Origin of the sequence: Pseudoxanthomonas winnipegensis, assembly GCF_004283755.1 — a bacterium.
GTDB lineage: Bacteria > Pseudomonadota > Gammaproteobacteria > Xanthomonadales > Xanthomonadaceae > Pseudoxanthomonas_A > Pseudoxanthomonas_A winnipegensis.
In genome coordinates this window covers 241,915-267,343 of sequence record NZ_SHMH01000003.1, presented here as the reverse complement: position 1 = coordinate 267,343, position 25,429 = coordinate 241,915, and the positions used below count along the sequence as shown (strand labels likewise).

The window sequence follows — 25,429 nt, the reverse complement described above, 5'->3', positions numbered from 1 at the left end:
GCCGCCGGGCTTTCGGGCTGCGCCCCGTGCTTCGTGCCGAATCACGGCCATTCGGCTTCAATCCCTTACGCCTTCGCGCCTGCGGCGCTGCGCGCTTCGCTTGCCTCCAAGGGAAAGCCCTGCGGGCTATCCCCGCCGCGCGCAGCTTGGCGCCCCTCGATGCGGCCGAACCGGCTGCGCCGGATCGGCCCGACCAGCGCCCCGCCGCGATGGGCGGGGCACTGGCGAACACGCTGGCGCTTGCTGCGACAGGTTGTGCAGGTGCGTGCCGTCCTCAACGCTGGCGGCTCCTGCCCATCACGTCACGAAGGACGGTTCACGGACAACCCGCCCGGCATCGCTATGGAGCTTCCACGCCACGCCTCAAGACCGGCACCGCAAGGTGCGGCAGGGGCGTTCTCGCCTGTCGTCGGGTGGTTGACCTGTCCCGCGTCAGGAAGCGCACCGGGGAAGCCTTCGGGCGGGGATGCCGAGTCGGCCCCATCTCCTTTCGGAGCGGTTCGGCCCAAGGCGTCCTTGTCTCGTTGTGAATCCTGGCGGGGGCGCGGCTGCGCCTCGGGCTTCATGGCTGCAACCGTCCGGCGAAAACAATTTCCCCGCCGCTGCGCGGCTTCCTCGCGCAGCAAATTCTTTTCGCCTTCCGGTTCTCCACTGCGTTGCGACCGCAAGCGGTGCAGCCCGCCCGTCCCTCGCCGGCCGGATCACAACAAGGACGCGATGGGCGCGAACCTTGTTCAACCGAAAGGAGAAAGCATCATGGCCAACATCGGCACCTTCACCACCGACAAAGAGGGCTTCACCGGCACGCTTCGCACCCTGACGCTCAACGTCAAGGTCAAGCTGGTTCCCAACGACAAGGGCAGCAGCGAGAACGCCCCCGACTTCCGCCTCCAGGCCGCCGGCCACGACATCGGCGCGGCGTGGAACAAGACCAGCGAGGCCGGGCGGGAATACAAGTCCGTGACCCTCGACGATCCTTCGTTCCCGGCTCCGGTCTATGCCCGCCTGATCGAAGGCGAGGACGGCACGCACGACCTGATCTGGTCGCGCAGCAAGCCCCAGGCGGCGTAACCGCCGCAGCGCCCCGCCCATCGCGGCGGGGCACTGTGCTGCTGTTCGCAGCACATCACCACGTCACGCGCGCGGCTTCGCCGCGTCGCGTTCCTTCAACACCGCCTCCAGCTCCTGGCGCACCTGCGCCAGCAGCTCGTCGGCCTTGTGCGGGCTGTCGCCCGCGTAGGCGAGCGTCAGCAGCGTGAGCGGGTGAATCTCCATCACCTCGCACAGCTCGGCCAGCTTGTGCAGGGTCGGGCTTTTGAGGTCGCGTTCGAGGGTGCTCATATAGGTGCGGCTGGACACGTCAGAGAAGGCTTCCTGGCTCAAGCCACGCGCCTTTCTAACTATCTTCAACGCCTTCGCCAATGAGTTCCCAGCCGCCACCTATGGTTTCCCTCGAAAAACCAAGATGACAGCCCATTGCGCCCTATAGGACTACAATCTATAGTGTTCATTTGGTGCTCTACGTTTTTGTGCCTTTACGGAAATCCGCATCGGCGGATTCCAGCAAAGCCACGCAGGCGCATCCGTGCTTGCGCACGAAGGCGTAAATCCGGTTCGGCGGTTCTGCGCTTGGGCGTGAAACCGCATCCGTGCATCATTGGATTTGTGGGATTGCCGACCATGCCCCAGCCACTCGCCACCGCCCCGGAGCGCGCGCAACTGCTCGCCAACGGCGCGGCCCGCGCCGCTGGCCGGGCCATCGACCCCGTGCCCGTGGTGCGGCTGTTCACGCCGGACGCGCATGTGACCTGGCTGCTGGCCGCGCTCGATCCCGCCGATGGCGACACCGCCTGGGGCCTCATCGACCTGGGAATCGGGATGCCGGCGCAGGGCACCGTCAAGCTATCCGACCTGGCTGGCATCGTCGGGCCGCGCCAGCAGCCCGTGATGCGCGACCTCTATTTCCGCCCCACGCGCACGCTGTCGGAATACACCCGGCTGGCCGAGCGCGACGGAGCGATCCCGGACTGAATACGGCCTACTGTGACTTTTTCAGTCTGGTGTCATACCGGGTAGGTCTCAATCGAGATTCTTGCGGCGAAGCCCTACCAATCTGATCCAAATAGACAGGATGCTTGACGCGGGCTGCGGCAGGCTGGCTTGTGCGGTGCCCTCGGTCGGGGCGCTGCCGCCGCAGCATTGAGACGAATACCGCAACACATCGGAGCCAATCGGTCTTGATAGCCCCATCCGCTGTTTTCACCCCTGACGTTCCGACGAAGGCGATGTAGCGCGTAGCTCTTCCGTGGCGGCGAGTCCTGTTCGCAGGAGGAGGCGTCATGGTCAATCCTCATCACCTCGCGCATTGGTATCCCACTGCCGCATACCTGTATGTCTTTTGGCTGGATGCGCTCGCGCTCGCCTGGGAGTACCTGCGCAGGCATCCAGACTACCGGCTCGACTGGCTGCGCCGTCATCGCCGGCGTGAAGCAGCGCATCGCTGGGGCTTGCGCCTGCTGGAAGACCCAGCCCTGGATGCGCGCGACGCGCATCCAGCCTGGCTACCCGGCCACGCTGCCGTGGTGCAACTCTACCCCGATGCCGATCCGCCCGTGGATGCCGAATCCTTCGCGTTCTGGCGCATCCCCGGCCAAAAGCAACTGTTCCACGACGGCAAGAAACTGGCGCTGATCGCGCGCAGTCCACGCCATTGCCTGCGCTTTGCGCTGGCGGCTGGGCTCGAAGACGGCATGGCCGTCGCCTATGCCCACCGCGGCGGCGCTGCCGCGCCTGCGCGCGGTCATGTGTTCGGCGCGGCACTGGCCGATGCCAGACGTAGGCCGACACCTGCCGCGCTGCTGGAACTGCACACCTTGCAGGCGCTCGACGCGACCCTGGCGGGTGCGTCCTTGCGCGACGTGGCCGAAGGTCTGTTCGGCGCCGATGCCGTGGCTGCCGACTGGCACGCCGATGGCGATCTGCGTGCCCGCGTGCGCCGCCTGGTGCGGCGCGGCGATGCGTTGATGCGCGGCGGCTACCGCCGCCTAGCACAACTGTCGCCGCTTGAGAAGGGACGTTTTGATGGAGACGCAAAACGTCCCTGAGCAGAGCAGCTTCGTTTTCTGAGACTGGCTTCCATCCGGTTGCGCTGTGTGGCCGGAGCTTTGCAACCGATGGAGGTTCATCTCATGCGTCCCGCTCCTTTGCGGCCTGCCGCCGCTGTCTCAACTGCTGCCGCGCAGCCCCAACGCTATCTGACCAACGACGAAGCCGCCGAATACCTGCGCCTGTCGCCGCGCACGCTGGAAAAGCAGCGCGTGATCGGCGGCGGCCCGCGCTTTCGCAAGTTCGGCCGGCGCGTCATGTACGCCGTGGCCGACCTCGATGCCTGGGCCGCCGACCGCAGCTTCGAGACGACTTCCGATCCCGAATACGCCGAGCACCACTCGGCCGACAGCCGTGCGCGCTGACCACTGGAGCGCGGGAGGCCATCGCCATGTCCAGCCCTGCGCTGCCGTCCCGGCAGCGGCCGTTGCAAGAGCGCGAACAGCTCGACCTGTTCCGCGCCTTGCCCGGCGACATGGCGCCGCGCGACAGCCAGGACTTGATGGCCTTTCCGTTCTTCTCGCTGGCGAAGTCGCGGCGCGTCGCGCCGATCGACTTCCGGGCGGGGAACGTCACGATCCGCGTGGAAGGCACGGCCGAGCATGGCATCGCCACGATTTGGGACGCGGACGTGCTGATATGGGCGGCCTCGCAGATCGTGGAAGCCCGCGACGCGGGCTTCCGCTCGTCGCGGCTGATGCAGGCCACGCCCTACGAGATCCTGCGGTTCATCGGGCGCGGTACGTCGCTGCGCGACTACCAGCGCCTCAAGGCCGCCCTCGACCGGCTGCAATCGACCACGGTGGCCACGTCGATCCGCGAGACGACCGGACGGCGCCTGCATCGCTTCTCGTGGATCAACGAGTGGAAGGAACTGGCCGATGCCAAGGGCACGCCCTTGGGGCTGGAGCTGATCTTGCCGGACTGGTTCTATGCCGGCGTCATGGACGCCGCCCTGGTGCTGACCATCGACCCGGCGTATTTCCGGCTGACGGGCGGCATCGAGCGCTGGCTGTACCGGCTGGTGCGCAAGCACGGTGGCCGACAGCCGGGCGGCTGGCAGTTCGATTTCCGACACCTGTATCGGAAATCGGGCAGCGCTACGCGCTTCTCGGACTTCGCCTACGACCTGCGCACGCTGGTCGCGCGGCAGTCGCTGCCGGGCTACGCCCTGGGCATCGAGCGGATGCCGGACAACGGCGCCGAGCTGCTGACCTTTCGGCCCGTGCCATACACGGCACGGGGATAAACGGTGCGCAACTTGTGGACGGGCTCGTGCTATCAGGAGTACGAGGTATCGTGCTATCGGGAGTACGGCTATCGTGCTATCAGGAGTACGAATCGGCCGCAAAGCCAATAACGGCGCGGGTTTGCGGCCCCTCTAACTTCCCTAACTTAAAACCTCTAACTGGTAGTAGAAGCGCCGCGCCACGGTGGACAACCGCCACGCGGCACGACGCGCAGCGGCAACAGCCCGGCTTTCCAACACGGAGGGCCGCGCCATGATCGTTGCTCTGCTCAACCAGAAAGGCGGCGTGGGCAAGACCACGCTCGCCACGCACATCGCTGGAGAGTTGGCGATGCGCGGCCAGCACGTCGTGCTGCTGGATGCCGACCCGCAAGGCTCATCGCTGGACTGGACGCAGCGCAGAAGCCAGCAAGGCTTGCCAAGGCTGTTCAGCGCCGTGGGCCTCGCACGCGAAACGCTGCATCAGGAGGCGCCAGAACTCGCCAGGCGGGCCGATCACGTCGTCATCGACGGGCCGCCCAGGATCGCCGCCTTGGCGCGCTCCGCGCTGCTGGCGGCCGAGCGCGTGCTGATTCCGGTGCAGCCCAGCCCCTACGACCTGTGGGCCAGCGCGGAGATGGTGGCGCTGATCCGCGAAGCGCAGGTGTTTCGGCCTGCGCTGCGCGCGGCCTTCGTCATCAATCGGCGCGTCAGTACCACCGTGATCGGACGCGAAGCGCGCCAGGCACTCGCCGACCAGCCGCTTCCTGCGCTGCGCGCGGAAGTGCATCAACGCATCGTGTTCGCCGACAGCGTGGCCGCTGGACGGCTTGCACGCGAGACGGCGCCGGACAGCGCCGCCGCGCGCGAAATCACCGCGCTGGTGGACGAACTGTTGCGGTGGACGCCATGACCGCAAAGCCGCCACCGAACGGCAAACGCTCGGTCAAGCGCGTCGGCATCGGCGCGCGTCCGCCCGCGAATCCGCACGCCGAGGCGTGGATTCGCCAGGGCGACGCCGATGCGCTGGGCAAGGGCGACCTCTACACGGCCCGCCTCACGCTCGACATCACGCCCGCGATGCGGGCGCGCATCAAAGTGTCGGCCTTCACGCAAGGCGTGACCGTCTCCGACCTGCTGCGCGGCTTGCTGGAGCGCGAGTTTCCAGAACACCGCAGGGAGAACACCCCATGACCGCATCCGCTTCGCCTGCCGCTGGCGCGGCCACGGCTGCGCTCGCAGCACCTTCCGGCCAGCTTGCCAGCGCGCCGCTGACGCGCGTGGCACTGGCCTACATCGAACCGCGCTTCAAGCTCTACCTGCGCTTCGGTGAACCTGCGCGCACGCACCAACTCGACCGCAGCCGTCGCTGCGCGGTGTTCCTGCCGGGCGCCATGTTGTGCCGCATCCGCTGGCAGGCCAACGACTACGGCACGATCCGCTGGCAGCTCATGGTGATGCAGGCTTGCACGCCGTTCGATGCGGCGCAGCGCATCCCCGGCGTGCAGCCTGGCGCGCGCCTGCTGCTGCACGCCGAAGGGGAGAACCAGGTGCGCGCCGTGCTGGAGCGCATCGACCCCATCGAGGCGCTGGGCATCGCGCCTATCGGAGCGTCGCCCGCGTACTGGCGCACGCTCGCCAACCGGCTCGCCGCGCGCCTGCCGTTGCCCGAATACACCGCCGAGCGACACGCCGCCTGGCTGACCGGGAGGGCGCTGCCATGACCGCCGTTTCCCCTGCCGGCACCGAGCCGCGTCCTCGCGCGCCCCGCGCACGTTTGCGCGCTCGCCTCGTGCTGGCGAGCCTGTCCGCCTGGGGCCTCGCTGCGCTGGCTTGGGCGTCCTTCGTGCATCCGCTGCCGCGCCTGATCTACAACCCGTCCGACAGCGTGGCGGTCGGCTGGTATCGCGTCGATCCGCTGGGCCGTAAGCCCGGCTCGCTGCCACGCCCCTTGTCCGTGGGCAGCATCGTCCTGACCACGCTGCCGCCAGACGCTGCCGCGCTGGCCGCGCAGCGCGGCTACCTGCCGGCGCGCGTCCCGCTGCTCAAGCGCGTGGGCGCCATCGCGCCGCAGGAGGTGTGCATCACTGGCCGCATCGTCCGCATCGACGGCGTGCCTTCGGCCGCCGCGCTGCCCGCCGACCGCTGGGGCCGGCCGCTGCCATCCTGGCAGCAGTGCCGTCGCCTTGAAGCTGGCGAACTGTTCCTGCTCAGTGTGACCAACCCGGCGTCGTTCGACAGCCGGTATTTCGGGCCGGTCAGCGCATCCGCCGTGATCGGCGTCGCGCATCCGGTCTGGCTGGAGTCTCGCCCATGATGGCCGCCGACTCGCTGCACGTTGCCGTGCATTTCATCGTGCCATCGGGCGTGTCGTTCTGCTGTCCGTCGCCATGCTGTCGCGCGTGCAGTGCGAGCGCATCCGCGCCGCACTTCGCGCTGCCTTCGGCGCAGCCGTCCCACGTGCAGGCGTCTTGCCTCGAACGCGCCCGACCTGCGGCCCTCACCGCGCTGGTTCGCGCGTTCGCCGGCGCGCTGGCTGCTCGCGCAGCAGCGCCGCCGGGCCGCCGCGGCCCGGAGCGCCAGCGAGGGGCAAAGGCGGAAGGCAAGACAAAAGGACGCGGCACCGGGCCGCGTCGAAAGCCTGTCTGCACGTGGGGGTGGCGCGGCACGGAGCGGCTTTGCCGCCGTGCCGCTTGGGGCGCGAAGCCCGCGCCGATGCAGTCATGTCCACGTGCTTCGCACGCCCGGACACGCCAGAGCTTGCAGGGAGCCCAGCCATGACCAACCGCCGCGATGACGATTTCCGCATTCGCCCCAGCGCCCCGAAGAACCGGGGCCAGGGCTTCGTTTCCAAGGTGCTCAAGCAGGCAGGAAAGGCCAGCAGCGGCAAGTCGGCGGTGCGCCGTCCTGGCGGCAGTGGCAAGGGCGCCGGCATCGGCCAGCGGCCCGGCTCGCGGCTGGGACGCGGCCACACGGCGGCGCGCTTCGCGGGCGCGAAGCTCACGCCCATGTCGCGGCGCGTGACCATCAAGACGCTGCTGGTCAATCAGCAGCGGGCCAGTCCGCAGTCGCTCGCCAAGCACCTGCGCTACATCGAGCGCGACGGCGCCGGCCGCGATGGCGAGCCAGGCCAAGCCTATGGGCCGCAGACCGATGCTGCCGACCTCGACGCCTTCAAGGAACGCTGCGCCGACGACCGGCACCATTTCCGCTTCATCCTCTCGCCGGAGGATGGCGCGGAACTGGACGACCTGCGCACCTACACGCGGCATCTCATGGGCCGCATGGAAGCCGACCTGGGCACACGGCTGGAATGGGTGGCGGTCGATCACTGGAACACCGACAACCCGCACACCCACTTGATCGTGCGCGGACGGGACGACACGGGCAAAGACCTCATCATCGCGGGCGACTACATCGCCGATGGCTTCCGGCATCGCGCGTCCGAGCTGGCGACCGAATGGCTGGGGCCACGCACCGAGCTGGAGATCCAGCAGACCTTGCAGCGTGAAGTGGATCAGGAGCGATGGACGAGCCTGGATCGCACGCTCAAACGCGAACTGGGCGACGATGGCCTGGTGCATGTCGAACGGTTCAACGAACCGCGGCTGCAACGCCAGCGCCTGCTGCTGATCGGCCGCCTGCCACGCTTGCAGCGCATGGGCCTCGCCGACGAGACGCAGCCGGGCACCTGGGCCGTCCATGCGGATGCCGAAAAGACGCTGCGCACCCTGGGCGAGCGCGGCGACATCATCCGCACCATGCAGCGAGCCATGCGCGGCGAACCGCGCGAGCTGGCGGTGTTCGAGCCGGGCGACGATGGCCGAACCATCCTCGGCCGCGTGGCTGCGAAGGGGCTGGCCGACGAGCTGCGCGACCGGGGCTATCTGGTCATCGACGGGGTGGACGGCAAGGCCCACTACGTCGCGCTCAACGCCCGCGACGAGCTGGCGAACTATCCCACCGGCGCCGTGGTGGAGGTGAAGGGATCGGCCGACGTGCGCGCGGCCGACAGGAACATCGCCGCTCTGGCGAGCGATGGCCTGTACCGCACCGACCACCACCTCGCCATCGCACAGGGTCAGGCCATGCCGGGCCGTGATCCGCAGGAAGTCGTCGCCGCCCATGTCCGCCGGCTCGAAGCCTTGCGCCGCGGCGGCATCGTGGAGCGCGTGGCCGAGGGGCTATGGAAGGTGCCGGGCGACCTGGCCGAGCGCGGTCGCCAGTACGACGCGCAGCGCCTGGGCGGCGTGGCTGTAGAGCTGAAATCGCACCTGCCCATCGAGCGGCAGGCGCGCGTGATCGGGGCCACCTGGCTCGACCAGCAGTTGATCGGCGGCGGCTCGGGCCTGGGGGACCTGGGCTTTGGCGGCGAGGTCAAGGAGGCATTGCAGAAACGCGCCGACTTCCTTGCCGAACAGGGGCTGGCCGAGCGGCGCGGGCAGCGCGTGATCCTGGCGCGCAACCTGCTGGGCACGCTGCGCAACCGGGAACTGGCACAAGCCGCGAAGGACATTGCCGGCGAAACCGGCCTGGAGCATCGCCCGGTGGCCGATGGGCAGCGCGTGGCCGGCATCTACCGGCGCAGCGTCATGCTCGCCAGCGGGCGCTACGCGATGCTCGATGACGGCATGGGATTCAGCCTAGTGCCGTGGAAACCAGTGATCGAGCAACGGCTAGGTCAGCAACTTGCTGCCACTGTACGCGGCGGCGGTGTGTCATGGGAGATTGGACGGCAGAAAGGCATGTCCATCATCTGACGAGCAACCTGCTTCCGACGAGTCGAAACTGCGCCCATCCACGATCTGCATTCTCCCGCAATGGCGAGAGGCCAACTAAGCGATGCGAGGCAGCGTTAGATCAAATTTAGTCGCTGTATCGCTGGACGTTGCCTGCACATGTCCACCATGAGCTTCGGCAATTGATTTGACGATGGCCAGCCCTAGCCCTGCACCTGCGTTCTTTCGTTGGCGGGCAGGATCTACTCGGAAAAAGCGATCGAATAACTTCGGCAGATCAGCCTCCGAAATTCGCTCGCCCGGATTTTCGACACTTATCGTTGTCCATCGCTCATCTTGCGCCAAAGCGACTGTAATACGCGACCCATAGGGAGTATGACGGATTGCGTTGGAAAGAAGATTGTTGAGCGCCCGCAGCAACATCTCACGATCCGCCCGTATTGGTTCGGCAGCACCCTTTGCGTAAAGTGTGATGTTGCGGTCTTCAGCTAATGCCTCGAAGTAGTCAAACAAACCTCGGATCAACTCAGCCAAGTCGATTTCGCCGAGGCGGAGATTTCGAGGGTCATTTTCCGTTTGAGCTAGAAACAACATGTCGCCGATCATGCGACTCATGCGATCAAACTCCTCCAAGTTGGAGTAGAGGATCTCCCGATATTCCTCTGCACTGCGGGGTTGCCCGAGCGCCACATGGGACTGCGTAATCAGGTTGGTAACGGGTGTACGCAACTCGTGCGCAATGTCGGCGGAAAAGTGCGACAGGCGGACAAACCCTTCCTCGATTCTGGCCAGCATGTCGTTGAAGGCGACCACAAGTTCAGCCAGTTCTATAGGTACGTCCAGAGGATCAAGTCTCACATCTAGCTTTGAAGAGCGGATCGTGCGAATCTCCTCGTTGACCTTGCGGATTGGAAGGTGGCCCCATTGCACGGCCAGCCAAGCCACCCCGAGCGCAATGCAGAGAACAAGGCAGGTCGCCCACCAGAGCATGCGCTTGAACTCTGCCAAGAAATCGAGATGAAAGCCGATGTCCATGGCAGCGACGATGCGGTAGCCAGGTGCCGCCGAATCGTCGGCAGGCAGTTGTAGCGCCACACCTCGATAAGACCTCTGATTCTCTTGCCACACCGTCAAATCGTCGGCGGTGATGCGGTTGACCAACTTTTTGCTGCTGGCAAGTTTCGACAGGTCAGGACCCGGCGTGGCATAGATGGTATTGCCCGGCCGATCATAGACACCATAGGTCATCCCATGATGTCCTGCCACTGCATTGGCTAAATGCTGCCGCAACTCATCTTTGTCCATGTCATTAGCGATCTGTCGCAACGGCTCTGCCAAGGCCGTGACCACTGCGTCCAGTTCATGGGCGTCCTGTTGGGCAAAGTGGTGCTCCAGGGATCTAACGACAACCCAGTTGAACGCTAGAAATACCAAGGTAGTGGCAATGCCAACCAGGGCCGTGACCCTCAATGCAAGCGACGCGGGACGGCTTCGCCGTGGCTTATGGCGCGAGGTCATCATCAGGCGCATCGAGCGTGTATCCCATGCCACGTACAGTGTGGATGAGCTTTGGATTGAACGCATCGTCGATCTTTGCGCGCAGACGACGGATGGCCACATCAATGACGTTGCTGTCGCTGTCGAAATTCATGTCCCACACCTGAGACGCAATCAACGAACGCGGCAGAACTTCACCCTGTCGGCGTGCCAGCAGTTCGAGCAACGCGAACTCCTTGCTGGTGAGATTGATGCGCTGACCAGCGCGCGTTGCACGTCGGCGCGGCAAGTCCAGCACCAAATCGGCAACTTGGATGCGATCAGGCTGGCTCGGAGCGCTTCCGCGTCGCAGCAGCGTCCGCACCCGCGCCAGCAATTCCGAGAACGCGAACGGCTTGACGAGATAGTCGTCTGCCCCCAGTTCCAACCCCTTGACGCGGTCATCTACGCTGCCACGTGCGGTTAGAAATAGCACAGGGACTTGTTTGCCAGCATCTCGCAGCGAACGCACGATGCGCCAGCCATCGACATCCGGCAGCATGACATCCAAGACCACCAAATCGTAGGTCTCGCTCATGGCCAAGTGGTGTCCGTCCAATCCGTTACGCGCCAGATCCACGACGAACCCTGCCTCCATGAGACCTTGGCGGACGTAATCCGCCGTCTTGTTCTCGTCTTCAACGACCAACAGCTTCATCGCATGCCCCATGAAATCGCTGCGGCGTAAGGAATTTTGCCGCCCACGATGCCCCATTCATTTGCTTCTTAGGGGCAATGTAATAGTCGCTTCCTGCCACGAAGATGACGCGACCATTACATGAATGTAATCCAAGGGTCATTCATCCGAAAGTGGTCACTCCATAGCATGACCTCCATGCGTCGAACCGTGCCGCCCAAGACCAAAGGCGGCTCTAAAGACGACTTTCAAGTTATCTATGGAGGATTTCAGGCCATGCCGCCTCGTTCGCCCTTTGTAATCGCGCCCCCACTGGGCCTGTCTCGTCGGCGTTTTGTTCAGGGGCTGGCCGCTGGCGGCGTCCTGGCCGGGCTGTCCACCCCGGCGCTCAGGGCATTTGCCCAACAAGGCTCCGCGACGCGCGGTGCCGCCCCTGTGCTGAAGGGCACCGAGTTCGACTTGGTGATCGCCGAATCGCCCGTGAACTTCACGGGCAAGCCAGGCGTGGCTACGACCATCAACGGCTCGCTGCCGGCACCGACATTGCGTTGGCGTGAGGGTGACACCGTCACAATCCGTGTGACCAACAAGCTGCGTGAAGCCACATCCATCCACTGGCACGGGATCATCCTGCCGTATCAGATGGATGGCGTGCCGGGCATCAGCTTCAATGGCATCGCTCCCGGCGAGACCTTCACGTACCGCTTCAAGGTTCAGCAAAGCGGCTCCTACTGGTACCACTCGCACTCCGGCTTCCAGGAACTCACGGGCATGTACGGGGCGATCATCATCGACCCCGCTGGTGCCGAGACCATCCGCGCCGACCGTGACCACGTGCTGCTGTTCTCGGATTGGACCGACGAAGACCCGATGCGGGTGTTCACCAAGCTCAAGTCCCAAAGCGACTACTACAACTACAACCAACCTACCGTCTTCGACTTCTTCCGGGACGCCTCGCGCGACGGCATGGCCGCTGCGATCGACAAGCGCAAGATGTGGAACGAGATGCGGATGAATCCGACGGATCTCGCCGATCTGTCTGCCGCCACGCTGACCTATCTGGCCAACGGCGTCACCCCCGCCGGCAATTGGACGGCGCTGTTCCGACCGGGTGAGCGCGTGCGGCTGCGCATGGTCAACGGTGCGGGCAACACCTTCTACGACGTACGCATTCCCGGACTGAAACTCACGGTGGTGCACGTCGATGGTGTTGACGTGGAGCCGGTGACGGTCGATGAGTTCCGATTCGGTCCGGGCGAAACCGTCGATGTGATCGTCCAGCCACGGGATGACGCTTACACGATCTTCGCCCAGGCGATGGACCGGACAGGCTACGCGCGGGCCACGCTGGCCGTGCGTGAAGGTCTTCAAGCTCCCGTGCCTGCCCTCGATCCGGTCGAATGGCTGACCATGAACGACATGATGGGCAGCATGATGGGGGGCATGGACCACGGCGGGTCCGGCCAAGCCATGGAGATGACGGGCATGACGGGCATGACCGGGATGACCGGGATGACCGGGATGACCGGGATGGGCTCGGGTTCGATGTCCGGGATGGATCATGGGGCGGTGGCTGGCATGAATCACGGCGCCATGAACCACGGTGGCATGGCGATGGATCACAGCCAACACGCCGCGGCGGCGGGGGGACTGGCCGTGCCCAGCACTACTGCTCGCCACGCTCGCACCGAGTATGGTGCCAGCACGGACATGCGCGTTGACATGGCGCGCACCAACCTCGATGACCCCGGCATCGGACTGCGCAACAACGGTCGGCGAGTGTTGACCCTCGCGGATCTGCATACCCCGTCGGGGCCGCTGGACAAGAGAGGCCCTGGCCGGGAGGTCGAACTGCACCTCACGGGCAACATGGAACGCTACGCATGGTCCCTGGACGGGCTGGAGTTCGGAAAGTCCACGCCGGTGCACTTCAAACACGGCGAGCGGCTGCGGGTCATTCTGCACAACGACACCATGATGACCCATCCCATGCACCTGCACGGCATGTGGAGCGAGCTGGAAAGCCCCGACGGTCGCTTCCTTGCGCGCCGCCACACCCTGCCGGTGCAGCCGGCACAACGCATCAGCTTCCTGGTGACAGCCGACGCGCTCGGCCGCTGGGCGTGGCACTGCCACCTGATGTTCCACATGGATGCCGGCATGTTCCGCGAAGTCGTGGTGTCTTGAACCCAGCGCACAAGGAAGACCAAGAATGTCCAAAGCACTCCCCACTCGCGCACTGGCCACGACGCTTCTGGCCCTGGTAAGCGTCGCCGCCCAGGCACAAGCACAGAACGACCATGCAGCGCACGGCCAGGCCGACGCTCAAACGGCCGCGCCATCCACTCAGACCGTGGCTCCTGCCGCCGACCCGCACGCGGGTCACGCGACGTCGGCGAGCGGCTCGACCGCGGCCCCGGCCATGGATCACGGCAACATGCAGATGCAGGGCGGGTCGGCGCCTCCTGACGCCCGCGATCCGCATGGCTACTCCAATGGCCTGACATTGGGATCGGGCGACTACGCCGTACCCGGTGTGCCGCGGCTGATGCTGGCCGACGAACACAGGTTCTTCTCGTTGCGCGGCGAAACCCTGGAACGCCGCTTCACGCGCAAAGGGGACGATTCCACGGCCTACGACCTCCAGGCTTGGTATGGGACGACCTACAACAAGGCCGTCGTGAAGGCCGAAGGCGATATCGCCAAAGGAAAGCTCGAAGAATCGCGTACCGAGCTTCTCTGGGGGCACGCCGTCGCACCGTACTGGGACACCCAGCTCGGCGTTCGGGTGGATAACGGAGAAGGCCCGAGCCGTCAATGGTTGGCTTTCGGCATCCAGGGCCTCGCCCCCTACTGGTTCGAGCTGGAGGCGACGGGCTACGTGGGAAGTGGCGGACGTACGGCGCTGCGTGTCGAAGGCAGCTACGAGCTGCTGCTGACCCAGCGACTGATTCTGGAGCCTCGTGCCGAATTGCAGTTCTATGGCAAGGACGACCCGGAACGCGGTATCGGCAAGGGCTTGGCCGAAGCGTCTGCTGGCTTGCGCCTGCGCTATGAATTCAGTCGCCAGTTCGCTCCCTACATCGGCGTGGAACGGGCGGGCAGCTTCGGACGCACAGCGGACTATGTGCGTGCCGAAGGTGGCCGCGCGCAGCAGACGCGCTGGGTGGCTGGCGTGCGATTCTGGTTCTAGAACCTTGTGGGTTTGATCATCTGATGAGAGGCAATCTATGAACATGCACTACGACAGAAGCCAGGGCAAAGTGCCGAGACGCCAAGCATTGATCGCTGGCTTGTTGGTGATGGCACTCGCAGGACCGAGCCTGGCGCAGAGCCGACCGATCGCCAAGGTGTGGAAGGACCCGAGCTGCGGTTGCTGCAAGGACTGGGTCTCACACCTGCAAGGCGCAGGCTTCGATGTGCAGGTTCTTGACACCGGGAACACGGCAGCGCGCACGCGGCTGGGCATCCCGCAGAAGTACGGTTCGTGCCACACGGCGCAGATCGGCGGCTATGCCATCGAGGGTCATGTGCCTGCCTCGGACATTCAACGCTTGCTGCGCGAAGCCCCGCAGGCCATCGGCCTCGCGGCGCCAGGCATGCCGGTCGGTTCGCCCGGCATGGATGGTCCGGCCTATGGTGGACGCAAGGACGCCTACGACGTGCTGCTGATCGGGAAAAACGGTAGTAGCACGGTCTATCAGTCGCATCTCTGACCATCCATCAACTCTTTTCCGTGGAGATATGCCATGCAGCATCAGCACACACAGACCCCCAGCGATCGTCCCCGGTTCTGGCGATCGCGCTACGGCGTGGCGTTCCTCATCATCGCCGCTGTCGCCGCGTATTTCCTGCTCAAGGAGCACACGGCACATGTTGCCGGCTATCTCCCCTTCCTGCTGCTGGCGGCTTGTCCGCTGATGCACCTGTTCATGCACCGTGGTCACGGCCACGGCGGACACGATCATGCCGCGCGTCAGGGTGAGGAAGGTGCCGCAGCCTCCAAGGAGCAGAAGCAATGAGTCGAGGCACTCGCACCGTGCGAGCACGCGACGCCGCGCTTGTCTCCTTGCGCGCCTGCGGCCTGCTGCGATCACCAGACACCAACAGTTAACGGCGGAGGGCACTTGTCACTATGAATTCACCCAGCAAGTCTTCAGGACATGAGCACGCAGGCATGGCGGCGGGTGCCACAACGTCCGGCCCGCATACCCACCACCATCACGCCAGCCATGCTGGAAGTGACGACGCGGGCGGGTCCTCAAGCCACACGCAGCCCGATGCCGCGACGCGAGATCCGGTGTGTGGCATGGCGGTCACGGCGGCGTCGGAGCACCGCTCCACGCACTTGGGGAACACGTACTTGTTTTGCAGCACCGGATGCAAGGCCAAATTCGACGCCGATCCGGCGCGATATGCCAGCGGTGACGCGGGCATAGGCACAGGCAGCGGCCATGCACCGCATCACCATGCCAGCACCGCAGTTTCACCGGCCCCGGCGGCATCGCCAACCGCGCCCGGAACCATCTACACCTGCCCGATGCACCCGGAGATCCGCCAGGATCATCCGGGAACCTGCCCCAAGTGCGGGATGACGCTTGAGCCTCTGCTGCCCGACCTCGATGACGACAACCCGGAGTTGCGTGACTTCTCGCGTCGCTTCTGGTGGACCTTGCCGCTGACGCTCGTGGTCCTGGCGCTGGCGATGCTGGGCGAGCGGCTGCACCTGATGGACATGGCTACACAGAGCTGGGTCGAGTTGGTGCTGTCGTTGCCGATCGTGCTGTGGGCCGGCTGGCCCTTCTTCTCCCGCGGCTGGCTGTCCGTGGTCAACCGCAGCCCGAACATGTGGACACTGATCGGCCTGGGAACGGGTGCGGCATTCATCTACAGCGTTGTGGCAACCGTTGCGCCGGAAGTGTTTCCAGCTTCCTTCATGTCCATGGGACGGGTCGGCGTGTATTTCGAGGCCGCCGCCGTCATCATCTCGCTGACACTGCTCGGCCAGGTGCTGGAACTCAAAGCCCGCTCCCAGACTTCGGCGGCCATCAAGTCGCTGCTGGGGCTGGCGCCCAAGACCGCACGGCGCATCAATGCGGACGGCAGCGAGGAAGACGTGCCGCTCAGCCATGTGCACGTCGGCGACCTGCTGCGCATCCGACCCGGCGAGAAGGTGCCGGTGGATGGCATCGTGCACGAGGGCAGCAGCTCGATTGACGAGTCCATGCTGACCGGCGAACCGCTGCCCGTCAGCAAGCGCGTGGGCGACAAGGTCATCGGGGCCACACTCAACACCAGTGGCGCGCTGGTCATGCGTTCGGAGCGGATCGGCTCGGACACCGTTCTGTCGCAGATCGTGCAGATGGTCGCCCAGGCGCAGCGTTCCAAGGCGCCGATGCAGCGCATGGCCGATGTCGTTGCCGGCTACTTCGTGATGGCCGTCGTCGCCATTGCGGTCACGACGCTCTTTGTCTGGGGATTCTTCGGGCCGCAGCCCACCTGGGTCTATGGACTCATCAATGCGGTGGCCGTCCTGATCATCGCCTGCCCGTGCGCGCTGGGTCTGGCCACGCCGATGTCGATCATGGTCGCAACGGGCCGTGGCGCCACGCAGGGCGTGCTGTTCCGCGATGCCGCGGCGATCGAGAATCTTCGCAAGGTCGATACCCTCGTCATCGACAAGACAGGAACCCTGACCGAAGGCCGACCTGCTTTCGATCAGGTCGTCGCAGCGCCCGGCTTTACGAACGATGAGGTGCTGCGTCTTGCGGCCAGCCTGGACCAGGGCAGTGAACACCCCCTGGCCGACGCCATCGTGCAGGCCGCGCGTGCCCAGGGCCTCCAACTCGTGAAGCCTCAGACCTTTGAATCGGGAACGGGCATCGGCGTGCGCGGGAAGGTTGAGCACCGGCAACTGGCGTTGGGCAATACGGTGCTGATGGAGCAGTCTGGCGTGTCGGTTGAGCCGCTCGTACCCCAGGCCGAAGCCCTGCGCGGCGAAGGGGCCAGTGTCATGTATCTGGCTGTGGACGGGCAGCTCGCGGGCTTGCTCGCCGTATCCGATCCGGTCAAGGGCAGCACCCCCGAGGCCCTGGCCGCGTTGAAGGCTGCGGGCCTGCGGGTCATCATGGCCACCGGGGACGGGCAGACCACCGCCAAAGCCGTCGGTGCACGCCTGGGCATCGACGAGGTGCATGGTGAAGTCAAGCCGGCGGACAAGCTCATGTTGATCGAACGTTTGCAGAGAGAGGGCCGCATCGTCGCCATGGCCGGAGACGGCATCAACGATGCGCCGGCCTTGGCGAAGGCAGACGTGGGCATCGCCATGGGAACCGGAACCGACGTGGCGATGAACAGCGCGCAGGTCACGCTGGTCAAAGGCGATCTGCGTGGCATCGCTGTCGCTCGCTCGCTCTCGGTGAGTACCGTGCGCAACATGAAGGAGAACCTCATGTTCGCCTTCTTCTACAACGCGCTGGGCATCCCCGTCGCCGCTGGGGTTCTCTATCCCCTCACGGGCTGGTTGCTGTCGCCCCTGATCGCAGCATTGGCGATGAGCCTGAGTTCGGCATCGGTCGTAGGCAACGCCTTGCGGCTGAGAGCGACCCGACTGTGACCAAGACATCTTTCAGAGCCAACAGGAGCCTGCTATCGACCAGCGAACCGTTTCTTTCGTTCCACGCCGTTGCAAAGGTGCAAGCCTTATCTCGGCATTTCGTTCTTAAACCACACCTCACACATCCAGGTAGAAACTTCTATGACCCGTTCAGGTTTCATCGCCAAGCTCGTCGCGCCGATCGCTGCTGGTCTGTTCGCCACCGCCGCATTCGCGCATCCTTCGCTGGTGTCTTCAACGCCGGCCGACAAGTCGCAGGTTTCCGCGCCAGCCACCATCGAACTGAAGTTCTCCGAGACGCTGGTGCCGCAGTTCTCCGCCGCGAGCCTTGTCATGACTGGCATGCCGGGAATGGCGAGCCATGGCCCGATGAAGATCAACGCCCGCGTCGCGGCTGCCGGCGACGGCAAGACCATGGTCATCACGCCGGCACAGGCGCTCCAGCCCGGTGACTATCGCGTCGAATGGCGTGCCGTCTCCTCGGACACGCATCCGATCACGGGTAACGTCACCTTCAAGGTGAAGTAAGCCCATGGCCGGGGATTGGTTGACCATCGTCCTGCGCCTGGCGCTGTATCTGGACCTGGCGGCGGCGTTTGGCGTCGCCATGTTCGGTCTCTATGCTTTGGGCAACGACGAGCGATCCTCGACGATCTCGCGCCGCTATCGCGTCCTCATTGGCGCATCCGCTGCCATCGGCATTGCCCTGTCGATGTGGGGCATGACGGTCATGGCCAAGGCCATGTCCGGTGCCCAGAGCTACGCGGAGCTGTCAATGCACGTCTTCGACATGCTCATTACGGGCACGCACATGGGCATCGCCTGGTGCATTCGCATCCTGGCGTTAGTGACGTGTGTGCTCATCGCCGTGTTGCGCATGAATTCAACACTGCGTTTTGCAGCGATGGCCGCTTCCAGTGGTGTGGCGTTGGCGACCCTTGCATGGGCGGGACATGGCGACATGGATGACGGCGTGCGCGGATACATTCATCTCGCTTCGGACATCACGCACCTCTGGGCGGCCGGTGCCTGGGTAGGCGCATTGATCGCGTTCTTGGTGCTTGCGGCGAACAAACCAAATACCGGGCAAGGCTCAGTAGAGATCCTGAGCCGAACATCCAATGGTTTCGCTCAGATAGGTACTGTGATCGTGGCGGCACTCGTCGTGACCGGAGCCCTGAATTACCTGTTGATCGCTGGGCCATCGCTTGATCCGCTCTTCTCAACGCTCTATGGCCGCCTGCTCGTAGGAAAACTCCTGTTGTTCGGAGGAATGCTCGCGCTGGCGGCAGCCAATCGGTTTCGACTGAGCCCAAGTCTGGAGGCGGCATTGAGAACAGGCAACCACGCACACGCGGTCGTCAAGCTACGGCAGAGTCTGTTCACGGAGGCGACATTAGCCGTTCTGGTTTTGGCGAGCGTTGCGTGGCTTGGCATCCTTTCTCCCAACGGCACCTAATCCTTGACTGGCACCAAATGACAGCACATGAATTGAATGTAATGCACGGGTAAGCGATCTGTAGATCGCGCGCTTCTACATTTAACGGCGCGGCGCAAGTTGTCGTCGTTTTCACAAAGGAGTCGATCATGAAATCGCAAATTGTCATTGCCGCCCTGTTGAGCGCCCTCTCCGTGCCTGCCTTCGCCGGTCATGCAGCAGCCCAGGCAGCCAAGGAGATGGTTCCGCTGGCTGACGGGGGAACGCTGTACGTCTTCAAGGATGGAAAGATGGCACAGGAAAGTCGCTTCGGACGCGCCGTGTATCAACCCATCGGCGCCTCAGTGGCGACGAAGGACGGGCGGAACATTGCCATTACCAGCAATGAAGTTGCTCGCCTCAGCTCGCTGCTTGAACAGGAGCACGGCGGGTAATTCGCGCGATCTGCTGATGCCTCCCAATGGCGTCAGAAAGAAGTCCCAGCGCCTGTCCGATTCGGATAGGCGCATGGCCTTCGGTGACTACCCCGGACAGAAGATTCAATGTGTAGGTTCAGATAACACTTAATAGGAGATTGATTTGTGGAGCTTCGTCATCTACGGTGTTTCCTCGCTGTAGCAGAGGAGCTTCACTTTGCCCGCGCTGCCGAGCGGTTGCACATCGACCAATCTCCGTTATCTCGCACCATCAAGGAGTTGGAGGAAGAACTCGGCGCACGCCTGTTTGTCCGCACCACTCGCAGCACACAACTGACCCGCGCTGGACGGCTGTTTCTGGAGCACGTTCAGCGAGTCTTTACAGTGCTGGAGCAGGCCCGCGATAGTGTCAAGTCCGCCGCCAACGGCTTTTGCGGCCAGTTGCGTATTGCCTTGTCCGATGGCGTCACGCCTTCGCGCCTGCCGGCATTGCTGGCGCGCAGCCGCGAAGAGGACCCCGAGGTGGAAATCCGATTGTTCGAGGTGCCTTTGGATCAGCAGATCAAGGGGCTTCATAGCGACCTGTATGACGCGGGCTTCTCGATGGCAGGGGATGCAGGTGATGGCATCATCGTCACTCCTGCATGGGAAGACGAATTGATGGTGGCGGTACCAGCCCGCCATCCGGTGCTTGCCTTCAAACAGATCCCGCTGAAGGAGGTGTTGCGCCATCCGCTGGCGCTGGGCGACCCAGCAGTGTGCGAAGGCCACGCGCGCCAGGTCGATCGGTTCCTACGCACATGCGGACAAGAGCCGCTGATCGCGCAGCGCGTGGCGACCTTCGACGTGATGATGACTTTAGTCTCCGCCGGCTTAGCATTGGGCTTGGCGGGCGAGGCGCACATTGCTTCCAGCCGCGAGCCGGGAGTCGTGGCCCGGCGCTTGGCGGGCAAGCCGACTATGCTCATGACCTATCTGCTGCGCCGCGATACGGAGCCGTCCGAAATGCTGGCTCGATTTATCGAACGAGTAGATTTTATTGATTCGGCTGATGAACTCGGCATCCCCGAAGACCTTCCACGCGACCGATAGTAGGAATAAGGCTATGAACAAAGTGATATTGCTGATATTGGTCACTGCACTGCCTGCATGCGGTCCTTCTCAACCTTCGGAAACCGTGGATGCGCTCGTAGCCAATCCCGAACGCATCAAAGAGATTCAACGTCAATGCAAGGAAGACCGCGCGAAGGTTGGCGACGAACTATGTCTGCGTGCTGCCGAAGCCGCCAAACGGCGATTTTTCGGTGATCGGCCAGAGCAAAAATCCAAGTAGGTTATCTCTCGGTCGCTTCGCTGCGACGAAGTTCTCGCTGTTACCTCACTACGCCGCAATGCGCTCGCGCTTGCGGCGTTTTTATTGCTTTCGCCACTAAAGGAAATCTGACTTTTTGGGCCTAAATTGCCGCCACATCGGCCTTTGACCGACCTGCGCGAACGCCTTGATCCTCAGTGCTGCGGCACCTCTGTGTGTCGTGATCGGAGGCGAGGTTATGCAAGGGACGAACGTGCTGTTCGGTCAGATCGCCGTGGTATTCGGCATCGTGATCGCCGGCGTGTGGGGCGCCACACAATGGACAGCAGCCGCCCTTGGCTATCAAGTACGCCTTGGCTCGCCCTGGTTCGACTTCCTTGGCACGTCGATCTACCACCCCTGGAAACTGTTTGAGTGGTGGTTCTTCTTCGATGCCTACGCGCCGCGCGTGTTCGATACCGGCGGCGCCATCGCCGGTGCCAGCGGCATGGTCGCCGTGGGCGTTGCCATCGCCATGTCGGTCTGGCGCTCGCGCCAAGCTCGACTCGTCACCACCTACGGCTCTGCGCGCTGGGCTAACGCGCAGGACATTCGCAAGGCGGGCCTCACGCAACCAGCCGGCGTGTTCCTCGGCCAGCACGATCACCAATACCTGCGGCATGAAGGCCCGGAACACGTCCTGACCTTCGCGCCTACGCGCTCGGGCAAGGGCGTGGGCCTCGTGGTGCCGACGCTGCTTTCCTGGCCTGCATCCGCCGTCATCCACGACATCAAAGGCGAGAACTGGCAGATCACCGCAGGCTGGCGCTCGCGTTTCTCGCATTGCCTGCTGTTCAACCCGACCGATGCGAAGTCGGCGGCCTACAACCCGCTGCTGGAGGTACGGCGCGGCGCGCATGAGGTGCGCGACGTGCAGAACATCGCGGACATTTTGGTCGATCCCGAAGGCGCGCTGGAGAAGCGCAACCATTGGGAAAAGACCAGTCATGCGCTGTTGGTTGGGGCCATCCTGCATGTGCTCTACGCAGGCGAAGACAAGACGCTGCGCGGCGTCGCCAACTTTCTGTCCGACCCGGCCAGCCCGTTCGAGCTGACCTTGCACCGGATGATGACCACGCCGCACCTCGGCGATGGGCCGCATCCGGTCGTCGCATCGGCGGCGCGTGAAGTCCTCAACAAGAGCGACAACGAGCGTTCCGGCGTGTTGAGCACCGCCATGTCGTTCCTCGGCCTGTACCGCGACCCGACGGTGGCCGAAGTCACCTCGCGCTGCGATTGGCGCATCGCCGACCTGATAGCGGCCGAGCATCCGGTGTCGCTGTACCTCGTGGTGCCGCCTTCGGATATTTCGCGGACGAAGCCGCTCATTCGCCTGATCCTCAACCAGATCGGGCGGCGCCTCACCGAGTCGCTCGATGGCTCCGATGGCATCGAGCGCCGCCACAAGCTGCTGCTGATGCTCGATGAGTTCCCTGCGCTGGGGCGCCTGGACTTCTTCGAGACGGCGCTGGCCTTCATGGCGGGCTATGGCATCCGCAGCTTCCTCATCGCGCAGTCGCTCAACCAGATCGACAAGGCGTATGGGCAAAACCACTCCATCCTCGACAACTGCCATGTGCGCGTGACGTTCGCCACGAACGACGAGCGCACCGCCAAACGGATCTCCGAGACGCTGGGCACGGCCACCGAGCTGCGCGCCCAGCGCAACTACGCGGGCCATCGGCTCGCGCCGTGGCTGGGCCACCTGATGGTGTCGCGCCAGGAAACCGCGCGCCCGCTGCTGACGCCGGGGGAAGTCATGCAGCTTCCGCCCGACGAGGCCGTGGTGATGGTGTCCAGCGTGGCGCCGATCAAGGCGAAGAAGCTGCGCTACTACGCGGACGCCAATTTCAAGCGTCGCGTGCTGCCACCGCCCGCGCTGGCGGGCGGGCAGTACGCCGACGCGCCGCCATTGCGGCCCGACGACTGGAGCGGGTTGGCGATTCCCTCCGTGCCCACCGCACCGGCCGCGGCCTTCGCTGATGGCCTGGGTTCCGCCGATGACGGCGGCCCACGCCGTCAGCCCGAACTCTCCGAAACCGTCGCCTACGACCCAGAGCTGGCCGCGCCTGCGGCCGACCTTGGGCTGCTCGATGACGACGACGACCTGCCGCTCCCCCTTCCGCGCCAGCTTGATCCAGCCATGCAGCGCACGGCCCGGCTGGCTTTCCTCGACCCCAACGACGGAATCGAGCTATGAGCCACTATCGCCTCAACCTGTTCATCCAGCCGGAGCACGCCAAGCGGCTCGATGAGCTGGCCGCCAAGAAAGGCGTGTCCAAGTCGTCCATCGTCGCGGCGGCGCTCGCATCGTGGCTGTCGCCCGATGCCGCCGACCAGCGCGAGGCGGCCATTGCCAAGCGGCTTGATCGCCTGTCGCGGCAGGCCGAACGCATGGAGCGCGACCAGAACATTGCCATCGAAACGCTGGCGCTGTTCATCCGCTACTACCTGACCGTGAGCACGCCGGTTCCCGAGGCGCACCAAGACGCGGCACGCGCGCAGGGCAAAGCGCGCTTCGAGCAGTTCACCGCGCAGCTTGGCCGCCACCTGCTGCGGGGCCGCAGCCTGGTGCGCGACGTGGTGGAGGAACTGCATCCCGACCTGATGCGAATGGAAGACGCGGCGGCAGCCGCGCAAGCGCAGGAGCGTGCGTCATGAGCGCCGTTCCGCAGTCCATGAGTGCCACGTCGCTCGACCGCCGCATCCAGATGCTGCGCACGGCGATGGGGCCACTGATCGCCGCCGCGCTCGAAGACCCGGACGTGGTGGAGGTGATGCTGAATCCCGATCGCACCCTTTGGGTGGATCGTCTTTCCAGTGGACGCGCGCCGATGGGCGTGGAACTGCCCGAGGCGGACGGCGAGCGAATCATCCGCCTGGTCGCTGCCCACGTTGGCGCAGAAGTCCATCGCGGCCAGCCGCTGATGTCCGCCGAGTTGCCCGAAACGGGCGAACGCTTTGAGGGCATCTTGCCGCCGGCAGCGCCGGGGCCGGCCTTCGCGCTGCGCAAGCGCGCCATCGGCGTTATTCCTCTGGAGCGGTACGTCATCGACAGGATGATGACCAGCGCGCAAGCGGGCTTTCTCGTTCGCGCCGTGCGCGAGCGCCAGAACGTGCTGATCGCCGGCGCCACCAGCAGCGGCAAGACCACGCTCGCCAATGCTTTGCTCGCCGAAATCGCCGCCACTGGCGACCGCGTGCTGGTGCTCGAAGACACGGTGGAGCTGCAATGCGCGGCCCGCGACCACGTTCCCCTGCGCACCCGCGCAGGCGTGGTGTCGATGACCGAGCTGGTGCGCTCGTCCATGCGCCTGCGGCCTGATCGCGTCGTCGTCGGCGAGGTGCGCGGCGCCGAGGCACTGGATCTCATCAAGGTGTGGGGCACAGGCCATCCGGGCGGCATCGCCACGATCCATGCCGGCTCCGCGCTCGGCGCTCTGCTGCGCCTGGAGCAACTGATTCTCGAAGTGGCGGTGAATCCGCCCCGTGCGCTGATCGCCGAGGCGGTCAACGTGGTGATCCACATCGCCGGACGCGGGCGCAAGCGCCGCATCGAGAGCATCGCCCGCGTCGTCGGCTTCGACGGCGTGGGCTACCAACTGGCGGACGCGCTGGAAACGCCGTTTCCCGAGCTGCCGCCACGTCCCGATGCCGCACCCGCTGCGGCGACTTCCCCATCCCCTGACTCACTTGGAGAACTGCCATGACGCAGATGACCATTCCTGCTTTCCGTTTTTCTGCAAATCCGGCTTTGCGTCTTGCACGGCTGCGCTGCCTGGCCCGCCCTGCGGGGCAAGGGCTGCTGCTGGCCGCGCTGCTGTTGTTCCTGGCCGGAACCGCGCAGGCCGCCGGTTCCTCGATGCCGTGGGAAGGCCCGCTGCAATCCATCCTCGAATCCATCCAGGGGCCGGTGGCGCGCATCGTCGCGGTCATCATCATCATCGCCACGGGCCTCGCGCTCGCGTTCGGCGACACGTCCGGCGGATTCCGCAAGCTGATCCAGATCGTCTTCGGTCTGTCCATCGCGTTCGCCGCGTCCTCGTTCTTCCTGTCGTTCTTTTCGTTCTCTGGCGGGGCTGTCGTATGAGCGGCCCGGACAGCTTCGCGGCAGGGTTCGAGGTGCCTTTGCACCGCTCGCTCACCGAGCCGATCTTGTTGGGCGGCGCACCGCGTACGGTGGCGATTGCCAACGGCACGCTGGCCGCCGCCGTCGGGCTGGGCCTGCAACTGTGGATTCCTGGCGTCGTGCTCTGGATCGTCGGCCATTCGCTGGCGGTATGGGGTGCGCGCGTCGATCCACAGTTCATGGCCGTGTTCGCCCGGCACATCAAACACCGCCCGCTGCTGGACGTGTGAGGTG

General features: G+C 64.7%; 28 protein-coding genes. 25 read left to right on the top strand and 3 right to left on the bottom strand.

Going from position 1 to position 25,429, the window contains the following annotated elements; translation table 11 throughout:
- Nucleotides 1-756: 756 nt before the first annotated feature.
- The gene (locus EAT51_RS07545) at nucleotides 757-1,071 is read left to right on the top strand and encodes a DUF736 domain-containing protein (RefSeq protein ID WP_057380592.1); all 315 of its coding nucleotides are present in this window, start codon (nucleotides 757-759) and stop codon (nucleotides 1,069-1,071) included.
- A gap of 63 nt (nucleotides 1,072-1,134) precedes the next feature.
- Here EAT51_RS07545 and EAT51_RS07540 read toward each other — a convergent pair whose 3' ends face one another.
- Complete coding sequence (locus tag EAT51_RS07540) at nucleotides 1,135-1,440, bottom strand: helix-turn-helix domain-containing protein (protein WP_041110964.1); 306 nt, start codon at nucleotides 1,438-1,440, stop codon at nucleotides 1,135-1,137.
- A gap of 240 nt (nucleotides 1,441-1,680) precedes the next feature.
- On the opposite strand from EAT51_RS07540, the gene EAT51_RS07535 reads away from it, so the two are divergent.
- From EAT51_RS07535 to EAT51_RS07485, 9 genes are all read left to right on the top strand, one after another.
- Complete coding sequence (locus tag EAT51_RS07535; RefSeq protein ID WP_057380591.1) at nucleotides 1,681-2,031, top strand: DUF2958 domain-containing protein; 351 nt, start codon at nucleotides 1,681-1,683, stop codon at nucleotides 2,029-2,031.
- A gap of 308 nt (nucleotides 2,032-2,339) precedes the next feature.
- Complete coding sequence (locus EAT51_RS07530; RefSeq protein WP_057380590.1) at nucleotides 2,340-3,104, top strand: DUF2285 domain-containing protein; 765 nt, start codon at nucleotides 2,340-2,342, stop codon at nucleotides 3,102-3,104.
- Nucleotides 3,105-3,188: 84 nt separating this feature from the next.
- Nucleotides 3,189-3,470, top strand: a complete 282-nt coding sequence (locus tag EAT51_RS07525; RefSeq protein WP_013721771.1) for a helix-turn-helix transcriptional regulator — start codon at nucleotides 3,189-3,191, stop codon at nucleotides 3,468-3,470.
- Between the two features lie 26 nt (nucleotides 3,471-3,496).
- Nucleotides 3,497-4,354 carry a replication initiator protein A gene (locus EAT51_RS07520; RefSeq protein ID WP_015014850.1) on the top strand — a complete coding sequence of 286 codons (858 nt, stop codon included), beginning with the start codon at nucleotides 3,497-3,499 and terminating at the stop codon, nucleotides 4,352-4,354.
- Nucleotides 4,355-4,607: 253 nt separating this feature from the next.
- Nucleotides 4,608-5,246: a ParA family partition ATPase gene (gene parA / locus EAT51_RS07510; protein ID WP_013517157.1), complete on the top strand. Its 639-nt coding sequence runs from the start codon at nucleotides 4,608-4,610 to the stop codon at nucleotides 5,244-5,246.
- Nucleotides 5,243-5,527 (top strand): hypothetical protein, encoded by a 285-nt coding sequence (locus tag EAT51_RS07505; RefSeq protein ID WP_057380615.1) that lies wholly within the window; start codon nucleotides 5,243-5,245, stop codon nucleotides 5,525-5,527. Before parA ends, EAT51_RS07505 begins: the two co-directional genes overlap by 4 nt.
- Nucleotides 5,524-6,057 (top strand): DUF2840 domain-containing protein, encoded by a 534-nt coding sequence (locus tag EAT51_RS07500; RefSeq protein ID WP_130561447.1) that lies wholly within the window; start codon nucleotides 5,524-5,526, stop codon nucleotides 6,055-6,057. Before EAT51_RS07505 ends, EAT51_RS07500 begins: the two co-directional genes overlap by 4 nt.
- The gene (locus EAT51_RS07495) at nucleotides 6,054-6,650 is read left to right on the top strand and encodes a S26 family signal peptidase (RefSeq protein WP_057386259.1); all 597 of its coding nucleotides are present in this window, start codon (nucleotides 6,054-6,056) and stop codon (nucleotides 6,648-6,650) included. The genes EAT51_RS07500 and EAT51_RS07495 overlap by 4 nt, the downstream gene beginning before the upstream one ends.
- A gap of 460 nt (nucleotides 6,651-7,110) precedes the next feature.
- Nucleotides 7,111-9,093, top strand: a complete 1,983-nt coding sequence (locus EAT51_RS07485) for a relaxase/mobilization nuclease domain-containing protein (protein ID WP_130561446.1) — start codon at nucleotides 7,111-7,113, stop codon at nucleotides 9,091-9,093.
- A 75-nt stretch (nucleotides 9,094-9,168) separates the two neighbouring features.
- On the opposite strand, the gene EAT51_RS07480 is transcribed toward EAT51_RS07485, so the two are convergent.
- Nucleotides 9,169-10,602: a heavy metal sensor histidine kinase gene (locus EAT51_RS07480; RefSeq protein ID WP_012202384.1), complete on the bottom strand. Its 1,434-nt coding sequence runs from the start codon at nucleotides 10,600-10,602 to the stop codon at nucleotides 9,169-9,171.
- Nucleotides 10,574-11,266 (bottom strand): heavy metal response regulator transcription factor, encoded by a 693-nt coding sequence (locus EAT51_RS07475; RefSeq protein WP_012202383.1) that lies wholly within the window; start codon nucleotides 11,264-11,266, stop codon nucleotides 10,574-10,576. The genes EAT51_RS07480 and EAT51_RS07475 overlap by 29 nt, the downstream gene beginning before the upstream one ends.
- Before the next feature lie 255 nt (nucleotides 11,267-11,521).
- Between EAT51_RS07475 and EAT51_RS07470 the strand changes: the two genes are divergently transcribed.
- The 15 genes from EAT51_RS07470 to EAT51_RS07400 all read left to right on the top strand — a co-directional run bounded on the left by EAT51_RS07470 (nucleotide 11,522) and on the right by EAT51_RS07400 (nucleotide 25,425).
- Complete coding sequence (locus tag EAT51_RS07470; protein WP_079742344.1) at nucleotides 11,522-13,432, top strand: copper resistance system multicopper oxidase; 1,911 nt, start codon at nucleotides 11,522-11,524, stop codon at nucleotides 13,430-13,432.
- 25 nt (nucleotides 13,433-13,457) lie between these two features.
- Nucleotides 13,458-14,438 (top strand): copper resistance protein B, encoded by a 981-nt coding sequence (locus EAT51_RS07465; RefSeq protein WP_005408883.1) that lies wholly within the window; start codon nucleotides 13,458-13,460, stop codon nucleotides 14,436-14,438.
- Nucleotides 14,439-14,475: 37 nt separating this feature from the next.
- Nucleotides 14,476-14,961, top strand: coding sequence for a DUF411 domain-containing protein (locus EAT51_RS07460; RefSeq protein ID WP_006226241.1), 486 nt, complete (start codon nucleotides 14,476-14,478; stop codon nucleotides 14,959-14,961).
- A 33-nt stretch (nucleotides 14,962-14,994) separates the two neighbouring features.
- A complete protein-coding gene (locus tag EAT51_RS07455) occupies nucleotides 14,995-15,267 on the top strand; it encodes a DUF2933 domain-containing protein (RefSeq protein WP_006226242.1) in 273 nt (90 codons plus the stop codon).
- Between the two features lie 155 nt (nucleotides 15,268-15,422).
- A complete protein-coding gene (locus EAT51_RS07450; protein WP_228257848.1) occupies nucleotides 15,423-17,861 on the top strand; it encodes a heavy metal translocating P-type ATPase in 2,439 nt (812 codons plus the stop codon).
- A 141-nt stretch (nucleotides 17,862-18,002) separates the two neighbouring features.
- Nucleotides 18,003-18,389 carry a copper homeostasis periplasmic binding protein CopC gene (gene copC / locus EAT51_RS07445; RefSeq protein ID WP_057386257.1) on the top strand — a complete coding sequence of 129 codons (387 nt, stop codon included), beginning with the start codon at nucleotides 18,003-18,005 and terminating at the stop codon, nucleotides 18,387-18,389.
- A gap of 19 nt (nucleotides 18,390-18,408) precedes the next feature.
- Entirely contained in the window at nucleotides 18,409-19,320 is a 912-nt protein-coding gene (copD, locus tag EAT51_RS07440; protein ID WP_425599565.1) for a copper homeostasis membrane protein CopD, read from the top strand.
- 128 nt (nucleotides 19,321-19,448) lie between these two features.
- Nucleotides 19,449-19,733, top strand: coding sequence for a CopK family periplasmic copper-binding protein (locus tag EAT51_RS07435; protein ID WP_057386255.1), 285 nt, complete (start codon nucleotides 19,449-19,451; stop codon nucleotides 19,731-19,733).
- A 147-nt stretch (nucleotides 19,734-19,880) separates the two neighbouring features.
- On the top strand, nucleotides 19,881-20,807 hold the full coding sequence (locus EAT51_RS07430) for a LysR family transcriptional regulator (protein WP_049098552.1): 927 nt from the start codon (nucleotides 19,881-19,883) through the stop codon (nucleotides 20,805-20,807).
- 13 nt (nucleotides 20,808-20,820) lie between these two features.
- Nucleotides 20,821-21,048 (top strand): EexN family lipoprotein, encoded by a 228-nt coding sequence (locus EAT51_RS07425; RefSeq protein WP_016451559.1) that lies wholly within the window; start codon nucleotides 20,821-20,823, stop codon nucleotides 21,046-21,048.
- Nucleotides 21,049-21,265: 217 nt separating this feature from the next.
- The gene (locus tag EAT51_RS07420) at nucleotides 21,266-23,266 is read left to right on the top strand and encodes a conjugal transfer protein TraG (protein ID WP_130534009.1); all 2,001 of its coding nucleotides are present in this window, start codon (nucleotides 21,266-21,268) and stop codon (nucleotides 23,264-23,266) included.
- Entirely contained in the window at nucleotides 23,263-23,727 is a 465-nt protein-coding gene (locus EAT51_RS07415; RefSeq protein WP_057380746.1) for a ribbon-helix-helix protein, CopG family, read from the top strand. The genes EAT51_RS07420 and EAT51_RS07415 overlap by 4 nt, the downstream gene beginning before the upstream one ends.
- Entirely contained in the window at nucleotides 23,724-24,776 is a 1,053-nt protein-coding gene (gene trbB, locus EAT51_RS07410; RefSeq protein WP_057386253.1) for a P-type conjugative transfer ATPase TrbB, read from the top strand. The genes EAT51_RS07415 and trbB overlap by 4 nt, the downstream gene beginning before the upstream one ends.
- Nucleotides 24,773-25,156 carry a TrbC/VirB2 family type IV secretion system protein gene (locus EAT51_RS07405; protein WP_003103996.1) on the top strand — a complete coding sequence of 128 codons (384 nt, stop codon included), beginning with the start codon at nucleotides 24,773-24,775 and terminating at the stop codon, nucleotides 25,154-25,156. The genes trbB and EAT51_RS07405 overlap by 4 nt, the downstream gene beginning before the upstream one ends.
- A complete protein-coding gene (locus tag EAT51_RS07400) occupies nucleotides 25,153-25,425 on the top strand; it encodes a VirB3 family type IV secretion system protein (RefSeq protein ID WP_008786754.1) in 273 nt (90 codons plus the stop codon). The genes EAT51_RS07405 and EAT51_RS07400 overlap by 4 nt, the downstream gene beginning before the upstream one ends.
- The last annotated feature ends 4 nt before the right edge of the window (nucleotides 25,426-25,429 follow it).

Coding starts and splice junctions, on each gene's coding strand:
- EAT51_RS07545 (WP_057380592.1), top strand. CDS start 757: ATGGCCAACATCGGCACCTTCACCACCGACAAAGAGGGCTTCACCGGC.
- EAT51_RS07535 (WP_057380591.1), top strand. CDS start 1,681: ATGCCCCAGCCACTCGCCACCGCCCCGGAGCGCGCGCAACTGCTCGCC.
- EAT51_RS07530 (WP_057380590.1), top strand. CDS start 2,340: ATGGTCAATCCTCATCACCTCGCGCATTGGTATCCCACTGCCGCATAC.
- EAT51_RS07525 (WP_013721771.1), top strand. CDS start 3,189: ATGCGTCCCGCTCCTTTGCGGCCTGCCGCCGCTGTCTCAACTGCTGCC.
- EAT51_RS07520 (WP_015014850.1), top strand. CDS start 3,497: ATGTCCAGCCCTGCGCTGCCGTCCCGGCAGCGGCCGTTGCAAGAGCGC.
- parA (WP_013517157.1), top strand. CDS start 4,608: ATGATCGTTGCTCTGCTCAACCAGAAAGGCGGCGTGGGCAAGACCACG.
- EAT51_RS07505 (WP_057380615.1), top strand. CDS start 5,243: ATGACCGCAAAGCCGCCACCGAACGGCAAACGCTCGGTCAAGCGCGTC.
- EAT51_RS07500 (WP_130561447.1), top strand. CDS start 5,524: ATGACCGCATCCGCTTCGCCTGCCGCTGGCGCGGCCACGGCTGCGCTC.
- EAT51_RS07495 (WP_057386259.1), top strand. CDS start 6,054: ATGACCGCCGTTTCCCCTGCCGGCACCGAGCCGCGTCCTCGCGCGCCC.
- EAT51_RS07485 (WP_130561446.1), top strand. CDS start 7,111: ATGACCAACCGCCGCGATGACGATTTCCGCATTCGCCCCAGCGCCCCG.
- EAT51_RS07480 (WP_012202384.1), bottom strand. CDS start 10,602: ATGCGCCTGATGATGACCTCGCGCCATAAGCCACGGCGAAGCCGTCCC.
- EAT51_RS07475 (WP_012202383.1), bottom strand. CDS start 11,266: ATGAAGCTGTTGGTCGTTGAAGACGAGAACAAGACGGCGGATTACGTC.
- EAT51_RS07470 (WP_079742344.1), top strand. CDS start 11,522: ATGCCGCCTCGTTCGCCCTTTGTAATCGCGCCCCCACTGGGCCTGTCT.
- EAT51_RS07465 (WP_005408883.1), top strand. CDS start 13,458: ATGTCCAAAGCACTCCCCACTCGCGCACTGGCCACGACGCTTCTGGCC.
- EAT51_RS07460 (WP_006226241.1), top strand. CDS start 14,476: ATGAACATGCACTACGACAGAAGCCAGGGCAAAGTGCCGAGACGCCAA.
- EAT51_RS07455 (WP_006226242.1), top strand. CDS start 14,995: ATGCAGCATCAGCACACACAGACCCCCAGCGATCGTCCCCGGTTCTGG.
- EAT51_RS07450 (WP_228257848.1), top strand. CDS start 15,423: ATGGCGGCGGGTGCCACAACGTCCGGCCCGCATACCCACCACCATCAC.
- copC (WP_057386257.1), top strand. CDS start 18,003: ATGACCCGTTCAGGTTTCATCGCCAAGCTCGTCGCGCCGATCGCTGCT.
- EAT51_RS07435 (WP_057386255.1), top strand. CDS start 19,449: ATGAAATCGCAAATTGTCATTGCCGCCCTGTTGAGCGCCCTCTCCGTG.
- EAT51_RS07425 (WP_016451559.1), top strand. CDS start 20,821: ATGAACAAAGTGATATTGCTGATATTGGTCACTGCACTGCCTGCATGC.
- EAT51_RS07420 (WP_130534009.1), top strand. CDS start 21,266: ATGCAAGGGACGAACGTGCTGTTCGGTCAGATCGCCGTGGTATTCGGC.
- EAT51_RS07415 (WP_057380746.1), top strand. CDS start 23,263: ATGAGCCACTATCGCCTCAACCTGTTCATCCAGCCGGAGCACGCCAAG.
- trbB (WP_057386253.1), top strand. CDS start 23,724: ATGAGCGCCGTTCCGCAGTCCATGAGTGCCACGTCGCTCGACCGCCGC.
- EAT51_RS07405 (WP_003103996.1), top strand. CDS start 24,773: ATGACGCAGATGACCATTCCTGCTTTCCGTTTTTCTGCAAATCCGGCT.
- EAT51_RS07400 (WP_008786754.1), top strand. CDS start 25,153: ATGAGCGGCCCGGACAGCTTCGCGGCAGGGTTCGAGGTGCCTTTGCAC.